This is a genomic window from Chitinophaga pinensis, from assembly GCF_007896845.1.
Taxonomy (GTDB): Bacteria; Bacteroidota; Bacteroidia; order Chitinophagales; family Chitinophagaceae; genus Chitinophaga; species Chitinophaga pinensis_C.
In genome coordinates this window covers 94,017-106,819 of the sequence record NZ_VOHS01000013.1, presented here as the reverse complement: position 1 = coordinate 106,819, position 12,803 = coordinate 94,017, and the positions used below count along the sequence as shown (strand labels likewise).

The window sequence follows — 12,803 nt, the reverse complement described above, 5'->3', positions numbered from 1 at the left end:
AGGACGGCGGACATGGTTACAAAAAAGGTATAACAGCTGCCTACATACTATTTCCCGGCAGGGAAGGAGGGACTGCCTACAAGCAATATTATGATGAGGTGATTTTGACAAAGACGAGGGCGGCTTCGCTTTTCTTCCTTATCACACAGCAAAAAAGCTGCTGAAGAAGCCCTGCGCAAGCTGATTAAAGAAGATAGTAAAAAGCATTTGCAACAGTTACTAAACCCAGAAGGTCCTGCTATCAATTAATGGACGCATATGTAATTGTTATGCCTGTAAAAGTGAACGATCATACATTGATTGAAACATCCGTGTCTCAGGTGCCACTTTATATCCGCTCAGTCATCTTGATCCGGCAATAGGAGCAGGCATAGTGACTCGCATAGCGCCCTATTTTGAGGGACAAGGCATCATCTGTTACTATGACATCAGCGCGATTCAGATAAAGGCATGGCGGGATATTATCCGCCTACGCATCCTCATTCAGGGACGAAGCAGAAAGTATGTTGTACTGACCCTGAAGAATAAAGTAATGCTGGACGATTACGTCCGCATAAAAGGCATTGGCTAACAATAAACGCTATACGCAGATAAAGTTCCTGTATAATCCTGTGGGTGATTGATCAAAACAGTCACCAGTGCAGCCGTGCTGAATACTACCCGTAAATCTTCCAAAAAGGATAAGCGGAATTGCTTAAATTAGGTGTATGAACTACAAATACTTGGCAATTCCAGTGAGATTGCATTTGGGTGTATGTCCCTGAATGGCAATGCGGCTGAAAATGAATACCTGATCGCACAGGCACTTGATAAAGGCATTAATTTCTTTGATACAGCCGATCTGTATCAGCAGGGAGAGATGAAAAGCAACTTGGTAAGGCGTTAAAGGATAGACGGAATGACGCGATCATTGCCACAAAAGTGGGTAATCAGTGGCGGGCTGATGGTAGTGGCTGGGACTGGAATCCCAATCCGGAGTATATAAAAAAGCGGTGGAAGATAGTCTCCGCAGACTGAATGTCGAGTATATCGACCTTTATCAGCTGCATGGCGGTACAATGGAAGATCCTATTGATGATATTGTAGACTGCTTTGAGCAATTACAACATGAAGGGAAGATCCGCTACTATGGGATCTCCTCGATCAGACCTAATGTGATCAGGGAATGGGTACAACGATCCAATCTGAGCAGCGTGATGATGCAATACAGTGCTGGACAGACGCCCGGAGGAAGACATGTTGCCATTATTGGATAAACATAATATCGGTGTACTGGCAAGAGGCAGTGTTGCAAAAGGACTGCTGGCGGGAAAACCTGCTGAGTCATATCTGAATTATACCGCCGAAGAAGTGCATAAAATGGCCAATGCTGTGGCGCAGTTTTCGGCGGATAAGCGTACGCCGGCACAGACTGCAATGTGTTATATTCTTGGCGAGCCGGCTGTCAGAGCCGCTGTAGTAGGAATAAGAACGCTGACGCAACTGGATGAGGCGGCAGGACTGCCGTTGACCACTCCACTCACGTCAGCGGAAAGAGTATTGTTAGGATACGAGCTGGTTGCCAACTATTATGACCAGCATCGTTAATAAAGATTAGTGAATGCGGTTGCCGATACGGTAGTCCACCATCCCATTAAATTTCGGGGAAGTAATGGAGTACTGGATAGCAGAACGTTGATTGGCAGTACTTTGCGTCAGCACTCTGGCATTGGCACTGGTTCTTGCAAAACTGCCCGTATTGATATAGATATAATTGAAGATCTTGTCCAGATTGTCGTATCTTGTCCAGATTGTCGTATAGTCATTGGCCGGCTCATCAGGGGCTATACCAGTATAGTATCCGCCTGCATGGTTGGCATTTTCTGTCGCAAAGTTGATAGCATACAGATCGGCAAGGTATTGTTTGGTATGTGTGCTATCATATTTTGAGATATTGAACGTAATGAATCCCACCGGTTTACCATAAGTAGTATCTCCCACCAGTTTCACATTCATATAAGGCAACAGATTGTTCAGCGTCAATTCGCTGGCAGAAGCCGTATGAGAAGAGGTGATAAAGAAGACATTTTTGAGTGATAATCCGCCGGTATTGCCCGGGAAGGACACACTGCTTTCCAGTCCGGTACCGTCCAGATCAGCAGTCAGCTTATCATTATACTTATAGTAATACATTGGTTTGCCTGCTGCAGAAGCCGGCGCAATAGCACTATCCAGATATTCTGCGGTAGCAACGGAGCCTCCGCCATTATAACGCAGGTCTACGATCAAATTGGTGATACCGGCGGATTTAAACTTTGCAAACAGCGCATCTAATGTGCTTTTGGTCAGTGTAGCTGCGCCTTTACTATTTATAGTGTTGGTAAAGGTGTAGAAAGATTTAAACTTTGCAAACAGCGCATCTAATGTGCTTTTGGTCAGTGTAGCTGCGCCTTTACTATTTATAGTGTTGGTAAAGTGTAGAAAGAGAAATAACCTGTTTTCTGATTATTCACCGTATATACTGTATCAAACAACACCGGGTTGATACTGTAAGAGCCTGACTGTAAGCTGTAGGTGGCAACGGTACCGGTCACGGCCTTCTTACCTGTAAGGTAACGGAGGTTGAATTGTAGATGGCATTGGTTACCTTCTGTACGTTGGTGTTTGCCGTCATAGGAGATATTGCGTCTCCATTGATGGCTACGATCTCATCATCTCCGCGGTTAAGGCCTTTCTTGCCGGCAGGAGAGTTTTTATCTGCATAAAGAATGTAGAGGTAACTCTTACCATTGGCATCGGACGCATAACTGACTTCCATGCCGTAAGTACCGGTAGCGCTGACCTTGTTAAAAGTTTCAGACAGACCGTCCTGCAGGAGCTGGACAATGAACGGTTTCTGTCAAGGAAGCTGTAACGGTCCAGTACCTGACCATTGCTGACACTAGAATTTCATGGTGGCTAACAGATCGTCAGCGTGGCATAGATGCTGGCAGATGGATCCATTGTGGTACCTTTTGTACCAGAAGTAAGTTGGCAGGTTGGTTGTTTTGTTACGTCCCCCGTCTACATAAGTTACCTGCATAATGCGGTACATCAGGTATTCAGGAATCTTCGTCACTGACAACAGAAGAAAGCAGTTGGTGTGGAATTGTCGACTTTGGCGTCGTTTTTACGGCAGGCCTAAGCATGGCACTGCCAAGCACTCCAAATATCGCCATCTTCATGGCTAGCGTAAAATGTTTATTCATGTGTTCAAAAGTTCTTTAAAAGAATCCGTGTCAAATGGGACAATAAAATGAATGCTGATATGGAAGGGATTTGCATCGAACGATACTAAAACGGCAGATTTGCGCTTCTGGTATATTAATTATTCACATGTCTTTTTTGTCTGCCGGACCGCTAAAATCCATCATTTGACTACCAAAGATGGGGCAGGTTTATTTCATGACAAAAACATATTATTTTTAATAAAGATGGTGCTAAAGCTACACGAAGCTAAAACATTTTAGCCTCGCTATAGGTCATGGTATCGCCATTATAAAATAACTAGTACTTTTCCCGTGAAACGCTATTTTTACAGACTTATAAAAGCTAAAATTCCATTCAGTCTCAACATGAAAAGAGTTATCTTATCCGCCCTTATGCTGGCATCCTGCTGGGTAAAGGCGCAGACAGTCAACAGCGTAACCGATCCGGTAGAGTGGGTCAATTCTAAAGGTTCCCTCTCTACGAAATAATCCTGCCATTGCTATCCATGGGGTATGAACTTCTGGATGCCGCAGACAGGCAGAATGGGAGACGGTTGGGCTTATACCTATGCTTCTGATAAACTGCGTGGCTTCAAACAGACTCACCAGCCAAGCCCATGGATCAATGACTACGGCCAATTTGCCATCATGCCGGTAACCGGAAAGGTAAAATTCAAGGAAGATGACAGGGCCAGCTGGTTCTCTCACAAAGCAGAGGTGTCCAAACCTTACTACTATAGCGTATATCTGGCAGATCACAATGTGACTACTGAGATCACGCCTACAGAAAGAGCAGCTGCTATCCGTCTGACCTACCCTAAGACTGACAGTGCCTTCCTCGTAATCGATGCACTGGATAAAGGCTCTTATATCAAAGTTTTACAATCTGAGCATAAGATCATAGGCTATACTACCAAAAACAGCGGTGGTGTACCTGCTAACTTCAAGAACTACTTCGTACTGACTTTCGACAAGCCGTTTACCTATGTAGCTACCTTTAAGAATGGTGAGCTGAAACAAGGCGAAGCGGAAGCTCAGGACAAACACGTAGGTGCTGTAATCGGTTTTGCTACTGCAAAAGGGGAGAAAGTGAACGTAAAAGTAGCTTCTTCCTTCATCAGCCCTGAACAGGCTGAACTGAACCTGCAGAAAGAGATCGGTAACAGCAGCTTTGACCAGATCAAAGAAAAGGCAAAAGCTGCATGGAATACTGAGCTGGGCCGTATCAAGGTAGAAGGCGGTACTTCTGAACAGACCCGTACTTTCTATTCCTGCCTGTACCGTACTATGCTGTTCCCGCGTAAATTCTATGAATACGATGCGAAAGGTGCTGTAGTACACTATAGCCCATACAATGGTCAGGTACTGCCAGGTTATATGTTCACCGACAACGGTTTCTGGGATACTTTCCGTGCTACTTTCCCATTCTTCAACATGATGTATCAGTCTATGAATGCACACATCATGGAAGGTATGGTAAATGCTTACAAAGAAAGCGGCTGGTTACCTGAGTGGGCAAGCCCCGGTCACCGTGACTGTATGATCGGTTCTAACTCTGCTTCCCTGATCGCAGACGCTTACTTAAAAGGTGTAAGAGGTTTCGATATCAACACTGCTTACGAAGCCCTGCTGAAAAATGCTGATAATGCTGGTCCGCTGACTTCCGTTGGTCGTGCTGGTGTGAAATATTACAACGAACTGGGTTATGTACCTTATGATGTGAATGTTAACGAGAATACTGCCCGTACACTGGAGTATTCCTACGACGACTTCACTATCTACAAACTGGCAAAGGCGCTGAACCGTCCTGCTGCTGAAGTAGACAGATTCGCAAAACAGGCGCGTTACTACCGTAATGTGTTTGATCCGGAAACTAAACTGATGCGTGGTAAAAACAAGGATGGTAAGTTCCAGACACCATTTAACCCATTCAAATGGGGTGATGCCTTCACTGAAGGTAACAGCTGGCACTACACCTGGTCTGTATTCCACGACGTACAGGGTCTGATCAACCTGATGGGTGGTAAAGAGACGTTTGTTTCCATGCTGGATTCAGTATTCAATATGCCTCCGGTATATGATGACAGTTACTATGGTGGTACTATCCATGAGATCCGCGAAATGCAGATCATGAATATGGGTCAGTATGCACATGGTAACCAGCCTATCCAGCACATGATTTACCTGTATAACTATGCAGGTCAGCCATGGAAAGCACAGTACTGGATCAGAGAGGTGATGAACCGTCTGTATTCAGCTACTCCTGATGGTTATTGTGGTGATGAAGATAACGGCCAGACTTCTGCATGGTATGTATTCTCTTCCCTCGGTTTCTATCCGGTATGTCCGGGTACCCAGCAGTATGTAGTAGGTGCGCCTTTATTTAAAAAGACCACCGTTACTCTGGAATCAGGTAAGAAAGTGGTGATTGCCGCTCCTAAGAACAGCGATGCTAACCGTTATATCAAAGCCGTTACTGTGAATGGTAAACCTTATACCAATAACTGGCTGGATCACAATGAACTGATGAAAGGTGCTGTGATCAATGTGGATATGGATGCTGTTCCTAACAAGACAAGAGGTATTTCTGACAAGTCTGTACCTTACTCCCTGACACAGGAACTGAAATAAATAAGATAGATGAAGGGGACGAATGTCCTCCGAACGATAAAACAAAGCCCGGCTCACATAAAACGAGCCGGGCTTTGTTATTAATTAACGGATAATCATTAAATTAAACTACCAAAGAAGTATTCGATGAAGCCATATTCCCGTTTACTGTTATGGGTAATAGCCGCAACCGTATATGGTTGTGCTCCGAAACCCTACGCGACGACCAATAAATTATACCGCCAGCAGGCAAAGCAGTATGCTGCAACCCTGAAGGCAGAACCGGGAGCTATACCTTCGACCGGTGCGCCGACGGCGGTGAACTGGATCGGGACGACCAATTTTAACCTGCGTAAGCCCAATTATGTGATCATTCATCATACGGCTCAGGGCTCCTGTGATACGACCTTTAATACATTTACATTGCCCCGTACACAGGTAAGTGCACATTACGTGATCTGTAAGGACGGGACAATTAATCATATGCTGAATGATTATCTGCGGGCATGGCATGCAGGTATTGCCAAATGGGGAAATGTGACGGATATGAACTCCTGTTCTATTGGTATCGAACTGGATAATAATGGATTGACACCTTTTCAGCCCCGGCAGATTAATAGTCTGTTGACATTGCTGGATTCCCTGAAGCACCGTTTTAATATTCCTGCAGCCAACTTTATTGGTCATGGAGACATTGCTCCGGGCAGGAAGGTAGACCCAAGTGTATGGTTTCCGTGGCAGCAGCTGGCGGAGAAGGGTTTCGGATTATGGTATGGCGATACCTCAAAGATTATTGTACCGGGAGATTTCAGCAGTAAACAGGCCTTACGCATCGTAGGATATGACACCCGGGATACTGTGGCCGCTATTAAAGCGTTTAAAAGACATTTTGTGCCGACTGATACAAGCAACAGTACCAGTCTCGATGAAGGGGAGAGGAAGATCTTATTCAGTCTGATGGAAAAAAGCGAATAAACCTTTTCAATCATATACATATGCGATCCTTATTACTCCGGTCCTGTTATCTTTTAGTAATAACATGTATGATGACCGTTTCCACGTTTGCACAGAAAGGAGATTGGTATACCCTGACCACAGGAGCAGTACCGGTCTGCCACATCAAGATCGACGATGATGATCTGGCCGTGGAAAATGCAGGCTCGCCATCCAGGGAAGTAAAGCTGGCAGGCGCCGGAGGGAAAGGAAAGGCAGACGCTATGGAGCATCTTGAGGTAAGAAAGGTCAATGCCAATGGCAGGTTTTATATGATCCTGCTTTCAGAAGATGACCTGTACTTCTGCACCACCTTCAAATACTTTAAAGACCGTGATTCATTGCTGATGTACTGTGCCGACGGAGTAGATGATGGTTATAAGTCCATGCAGGATGCACTGAACGCCATCAAGAAAGATACTGGATCACATTTCAGCATTACCCTATACAGAAGAGAGCAACTGGATGTACAAAAACGTAAAACCCCGATTTCCAAGGTCACAGAAGAAGACTTCAGTGCAGGACTGACCCGTTTTTCTCAACAGATGGACCAGTTCTGGCAATACCGCGGCTATGGCCGTTACGAGCCGTTTTATATGTGGATGGGACTTATTTATGGTAATGCCTTTGGCAATGCGTTCAATGATGGCTATAGTACATTGAGTCTCGACGCGAAGAATTTAAAGATACCTATCAGTAAATATGGAGGTAATCCTACGATAAAAAAGCAATTAGAAGACGCCGGCCTTGCAGGCGCAGGAAATCAGTAGATATTTATCTTGTTCATTATCAATACTATTTGCAAATAAATAAATATTATTTCAGTCTATTTAGTCTACTCGCTTTGTAGATTACTAAATGTATGTTAATTTTGACCCCATACTTAAAGTCATACATTAAAAATGTTTATAGCCTATATGCTACATAAGGGTGCTGCAACAGGGGTCTCTCCCAACGTCGTAAATTCAATGTCCGGGTGTTGTCCCGGGATATTCTACTCTTCTTGTTCGTGCATGTAATAATGCCAGCTTCAGGTACATAAAAAATCAAAGAAACCAACTGACAGTAACTACCGGTCTTCACCGGCGGAAGGGGAATTCCTTTGCCTTGACAGATCTGTAATCCTTCTTATAACAATCTGATAAATTCTGATACAATGATCAAACAATTACACAGAACAGCCGTGATACTGTTATTGGTGTTACTGGGTCTGCAAGGGGCTCAGGCGCAGGATAACAAGATATCCGGTGTGGTAACTGCCCGTTCCGATGCACAGCGCATTCCGGGTGTTATCATTACTGTAAAGGGGAAAAACCGTGGGACAAATACAGATGCAGATGGTAAATATTCCATCGTAGCCAATCCAAATGATACACTTCACTTTTCCTTTATAGGTTACGGAGCGGTTGACCAGGTAGTAGGTACCAATAAAGTACTGAACGTAGGGCTGGAAAGCACCGAAAGCAAACTGAACGAGGTAGTGGTAACTGCATTAGGTATTTCCAGAGAAAAACGCTCACTGGGTTATGCGGTGCAGGAACTGAAATCCAAAGATATTGCTGACGCAAAAGAAACCAATCTGGTAAATGCGCTGGCAGGTAAGATCGCCGGTGTGACTGTTACCAACAGTCAGGGTAATATGGGGTCGTCCCGTATCATTATCCGTGGTGAGACTTCCATCGCAGGTAACAACCAGCCGCTTTTCGTAGTGGATGGAGTACCTGTAGATAATAGTCAGCTGGGTATCGGAACCGGTCGTGACTTCGCAAATGCGATCTCTGACCTGAACCCGGATGATATCGAATCATTAAACGTACTGAAAGGACCGAACGCTGCGGCGCTGTATGGTTCACGTGCTGCGGCTGGTGTATTGGTGATCAAGACAAAAACCGGTAAAAATGCGAAGGGACTGGGTGTGACTTTAAACTCCAGTGCGACTTTTGAAAGTCTGCTGGTGCTGCCTAAGTTTCAGGACGTATACGGACAGGGTTCCGGCGGACAGTTCTCTTATGTAGATGGTAAAGGCGGTGGATTGAACGATGGTGTGGATGAAAGCTGGGGACCTAAAATGGATGGCCGTCTGATACCACAGTTCTTCTCTAACGGTCAGCCTGCGCCTTTTGTAGCGCATCCTGATAACGTAAAAGATTTCTACGAAACAGGATATACCCTGAATAACGGCGTATCTGTAGCAGGAAACAGTGAGAAGATCGATTATCGTTTCTCTTATAATAATACCAAACAGGAAGGTATTCTGCCTAACACTGGTATTACCCGTAACTCATTCGCTTTAAACAGTACTTACCGTATTGCGCCAAAGCTGACACTGAGCACTTTCGCCAACTATACAAGAGCAGGCGCTGATAACCTGCCGGGTGTGGATGGTCGTCGTGGTAACAGCGTAACCTTACAGTTCATCTGGTTTGGTCGTCAGGTAGATACCCGTTTATTGCGTAATTATAAAGCGGCTGATGGTACCGATTACAACTGGAACCACAGCTATTACAGTAACCCGTACTGGATTCAGAACGAGAACACTGTTGGTCAGGGACGTAACCGTTTCTTCGGAAATGCACGCCTCTCTTATGAGATCACCAACTGGCTCTCTGCCAACCTGCGCGTAGGTACTGACAGCTACAATGACAAGCGTAAATACAAAGTAGCGTTCTATACTAATGGTACTCCATTCGGCTCCTATACTGAAGACAACTATGTAGTACAGGAAACCAACATCGAGTTTACCCTGAATGCGAAAAAGAAAATAAACAGCGACTTCACAATCGACGGACTTGTAGGTGTGAACGAGCGTACCAATCAGTTTGAACAGAACTATCAGCAGGCACCTAAACTGGCCGTGAGAGATGTGTACACCCTGAACAACTCAAGGGACCCATTGATCTCTACCAGCTACTTCTCCAAACTGAGAGTATATAGTGCATTTGCATCTGCTCAGCTGAGCTTCAGAGACTGGGCTTTCTTAAACGTAACAGCACGTAACGACCGCTCTTCTACACTGCCTTCAGAAAACAACTCTTATTTCTATCCTTCCGTGAATGCAGCAGTTGTACTGAGTGATGCACTGGATATCAAGAGCAATGTATTAACGAGTCTGAAAGTAAGAGGTGGATGGGCACAGGTAGGTAAAGATGCAGATCCTTACCAGCTGGTGAATACCTATCCTTTCAGTCAGCCGTTCGGTGCTTATCCTCTGCTGACCGTGAATGATAAATACCTGAAAAAAGATCTGAAACCAGAGATCACCAGAGCCAGCGAGTTTGGTCTGGAAGCAAGTTTCCTGAATGACCGTATCCACACTGATGTGACCTATTATACTTCCAGCAGTTACAACCAGATCCTGCTGGCTGACGTAAGCGCCACTACCGGTTATCTGAAAAAACTGCTGAACGCAGGTAAAATCAATAACCATGGTGTGGAAGTAACCTTAGGTGGTACACCAATCACTACACCTTCCGGTTTCATCTGGAACATCAACTTCAACTATGCGAAGAATATCAGTAAAGTGATCGAGCTGGATCAGGAAGGATACCTGAACGATTATGTACTGGGTAGCTCCGGCAACATTCAGGTACTGGCCAGCAAGGGTAAACGTTATGGCGCATTGTATGGTAAGGCATATGCACGTGATGCAGAGGGTCGTATACTGGTTAATGCAAACGGTACACCGCAGATCGCAAATGATAAAAAAGTATTGGGTTATTATACACCAAAATGGACAGGTAGTGTAAACAACGACTTCGCCTTTAAAGGCTTCACATTAGGCTTCCTGATTGATACAAGACAGGGTGGTTCTATCTGGTCAGGTACCAACTACACAGGTATCTATACCGGTGTACTGGCAGCGAGTCTGCAGGGTCGTGATGCAGAACATGGAGGTCTTCCTTACTACTATGCAGGCAACAATACCAATGGTACTGCAGTAAAACTGGCTGATCACAATGCGGCAGCACCAAACGGAGAAACTGTTTACCATGACGGTATTGTTTTCGACGGTGTAACTGCAGATGGTAAAAAGAATGAGGCGATCCTGCCAGCACAGCGTTACTATAAATCAGTATATAGTTCTTCGCTGAACGAAAGCAGCGTGTACAGCGCATCTTTCATCAAACTGCGTGAAGTAAGACTGGGTTATGCACTGCCACAGGAGCTGATCAAGAAATGGGGACTGCAGGCAGTTAATCTGACTGTGACTGCACGTAACCTCTGGTACATCGACAAGAAAGTACCTAACATCGATCCGGAAACAGCGTTCAACACAGGTAACGGACAAGGTCTTGAAACACTTCAGATCCCAACTACCCGCAGTCTGGGTCTTAACCTGAGGGTATCCTTTTAATGAACCGATTAAAGCAGTAAATCATGAAACTAGTTAAATATATATTAGGGTTGGCTGGTGCCGCAGTGATCCTGAGCAGTTGCCAGAAAGAGCTGGAGGACATCAACAAGAACCCGAATGAATCAGAACAGGTACAGCCGGATTATCTGCTGTCCAACGGTATCAAAGCAAACGTGGATACTTACTGGGGTACTGATGCGGCGATGGAAACGAGTCTGCTGTATGTACAATACTGGGCGAAGATCCAGTATACTGATCCTGACAGGTATATTCCTGCTGCGACCAGTATCCAGACGGTATGGAACAACTTTTATGCACAGGGTGTAGCAGATTTCTCTAAACTGATAGAGTTGGGAGATACATTGCACAATCCTAACTATAAAGCGACAGGTATCATCATGCGTTCGTGGATATTCCAGGTGCTGACTGATTTCTATGGTGATATTCCTTATTCACAGGCAGGACAGATTGATAAATATCTGACGCCAAAATATGATGCACAGAAAGATGTTTATCTGGGACTGCTGGCAGAGTTAAAAACTGCCTCCGGTCTGATCACACCGGGAGCAAACGCCATTGCGGGAGATATCCTGTACAATGGTGATATGAACAAGTGGAAGAAGTTTGCAAATTCATTGAGGTTGCGTATTGCATTGCGTATTTCTGATAAAGAATTTGCTGCGGCAAAAGCTGTATTCGATGAGATAGGCGCTGATGATGCTAACCTTATCGTAAGCAATAGCGATAACGCACAACTGGTATATCAGGCTTCTCCAAACCAAAACCCGGTAGCAAGGAACAGGGAAACACGTAATGATTACAGGATCAGTAAGAGCATTGTTGATAAACTGAATCAGCTGAACGACCCACGTTTACCGATCTATGGCGCTGTACCGAGAGACACAAACAAGATTGTTGGTGTAACGAATGGTCTGGCGACAGATTCTGCTGCACGCCTTGGTTTCAACAAGACTTCTGATGTAGGCGCCGTATTTACCGCGACTGCTGCACCTGCAGTATTATTCAATGCATCAGAATTATTGTTTATTAAAGCAGAAGCGGCGCAGATCGGTTTATTATCTGGTAATGCAGCCACTTTATACGCACAGGCCGTAACAGCCTCTCTTAAACAATATGGTGTAAGTGATCTGAGTGTGACTACTTATCTGGCGCAACCAGCAGTACTGTATGATGCAGCCAATTACAGAAAGTCAATAGGAGAGCAGAAGTGGCTGGCGTTGTTTGGTGACGGACTGGAAGGTTTTGCAGAGTGGCGCAGACTGGATTATCCGAAGTTGCCGGCTGCTTATACCGGTACATTGGGTGGTAAGATTCCTACAAGAATGACTTATCCTTCTTCAGAACAGGCACTGAACGGAAGCAACTATAAAGATGCGGTTGGGAGACAGGGAGCAGATGCGTTGACTACCCGTTTATGGTTTGACAAAGAATAAAGAAAGCGGGAGAGTTTTCCCGCTTGCGTAAATAAATTTCCGTTTTTGCTTTACAGAATGCGACAGGAATGTGGATTTTTGTCAAATCAGATACACACTTGTTCAATTTGTAATAGTAAAAAGTGATGAATCAGGCCCCGGTTTTTGCCGGGGCTTTTATTTTGT

At 44.9% G+C, this 12,803-nt stretch carries 9 protein-coding genes and 2 pseudogenes; 9 read left to right on the top strand and 2 right to left on the bottom strand.

What is annotated here, in order from left to right; all coding sequences use genetic code 11:
* Window positions 1–373 precede the first annotated feature (373 nt).
* The 3 genes and pseudogenes from FEF09_RS15060 (at window position 374) to FEF09_RS15055 (ending at window position 1,587) form a co-directional block, all read left to right on the top strand.
* On the top strand, window positions 374–571 hold the full coding sequence (locus tag FEF09_RS15060) for a hypothetical protein (protein WP_146305884.1): 198 nt from the start codon (window positions 374–376) through the stop codon (window positions 569–571).
* Between the two features lie 132 nt (window positions 572–703).
* Window positions 704–886, top strand: a complete 183-nt coding sequence (locus tag FEF09_RS33045) for an aldo/keto reductase (protein WP_261387504.1) — start codon at window positions 704–706, stop codon at window positions 884–886.
* A gap of 106 nt (window positions 887–992) precedes the next feature.
* A pseudogene (locus tag FEF09_RS15055) lies at window positions 993–1,587 on the top strand (aldo/keto reductase).
* A 6-nt stretch (window positions 1,588–1,593) separates the two neighbouring features.
* Here FEF09_RS15055 and FEF09_RS15050 read toward each other — a convergent pair.
* Both FEF09_RS15050 and FEF09_RS15045 read right to left on the bottom strand, forming a co-directional pair.
* Complete coding sequence (locus tag FEF09_RS15050) at window positions 1,594–2,328, bottom strand: S41 family peptidase (protein ID WP_261387515.1); 735 nt, start codon at window positions 2,326–2,328, stop codon at window positions 1,594–1,596.
* Between the two features lie 241 nt (window positions 2,329–2,569).
* Window positions 2,570–2,842: a PDZ domain-containing protein gene (locus tag FEF09_RS15045; RefSeq protein ID WP_261387514.1), complete on the bottom strand. Its 273-nt coding sequence runs from the start codon at window positions 2,840–2,842 to the stop codon at window positions 2,570–2,572.
* A 751-nt stretch (window positions 2,843–3,593) separates the two neighbouring features.
* Between FEF09_RS15045 and FEF09_RS33040 the strand changes: the two genes are divergently transcribed.
* The 6 genes and pseudogenes from FEF09_RS33040 (at window position 3,594) to FEF09_RS15020 (ending at window position 12,638) form a co-directional block, all read left to right on the top strand.
* Window positions 3,594–3,716, top strand: a complete 123-nt coding sequence (locus tag FEF09_RS33040; protein WP_261387503.1) for a hypothetical protein — start codon at window positions 3,594–3,596, stop codon at window positions 3,714–3,716.
* A 21-nt stretch (window positions 3,717–3,737) separates the two neighbouring features.
* A pseudogene (locus FEF09_RS15040) lies at window positions 3,738–5,858 on the top strand (GH92 family glycosyl hydrolase); the annotation flags it as partial.
* 126 nt (window positions 5,859–5,984) lie between these two features.
* Window positions 5,985–6,812 (top strand): N-acetylmuramoyl-L-alanine amidase, encoded by an 828-nt coding sequence (locus FEF09_RS15035; RefSeq protein WP_146305881.1) that lies wholly within the window; start codon window positions 5,985–5,987, stop codon window positions 6,810–6,812.
* Between the two features lie 68 nt (window positions 6,813–6,880).
* The gene (locus FEF09_RS15030) at window positions 6,881–7,600 is read left to right on the top strand and encodes a hypothetical protein (RefSeq protein ID WP_146305880.1); all 720 of its coding nucleotides are present in this window, start codon (window positions 6,881–6,883) and stop codon (window positions 7,598–7,600) included.
* A 386-nt stretch (window positions 7,601–7,986) separates the two neighbouring features.
* Complete coding sequence (locus tag FEF09_RS15025; RefSeq protein WP_146305879.1) at window positions 7,987–11,184, top strand: SusC/RagA family TonB-linked outer membrane protein; 3,198 nt, start codon at window positions 7,987–7,989, stop codon at window positions 11,182–11,184.
* A 23-nt stretch (window positions 11,185–11,207) separates the two neighbouring features.
* Window positions 11,208–12,638: a SusD/RagB family nutrient-binding outer membrane lipoprotein gene (locus tag FEF09_RS15020; RefSeq protein ID WP_146305878.1), complete on the top strand. Its 1,431-nt coding sequence runs from the start codon at window positions 11,208–11,210 to the stop codon at window positions 12,636–12,638.
* Window positions 12,639–12,803: the final 165 nt, after the last annotated feature.

Coding starts and splice junctions, on each gene's coding strand:
- FEF09_RS15035 (WP_146305881.1), top strand. CDS start 5,985: ATGAAGCCATATTCCCGTTTACTGTTATGGGTAATAGCCGCAACCGTA.
- FEF09_RS33040 (WP_261387503.1), top strand. CDS start 3,594: ATGAAAAGAGTTATCTTATCCGCCCTTATGCTGGCATCCTGCTGGGTA.
- FEF09_RS15030 (WP_146305880.1), top strand. CDS start 6,881: ATGATGACCGTTTCCACGTTTGCACAGAAAGGAGATTGGTATACCCTG.
- FEF09_RS15025 (WP_146305879.1), top strand. CDS start 7,987: ATGATCAAACAATTACACAGAACAGCCGTGATACTGTTATTGGTGTTA.
- FEF09_RS15020 (WP_146305878.1), top strand. CDS start 11,208: ATGAAACTAGTTAAATATATATTAGGGTTGGCTGGTGCCGCAGTGATC.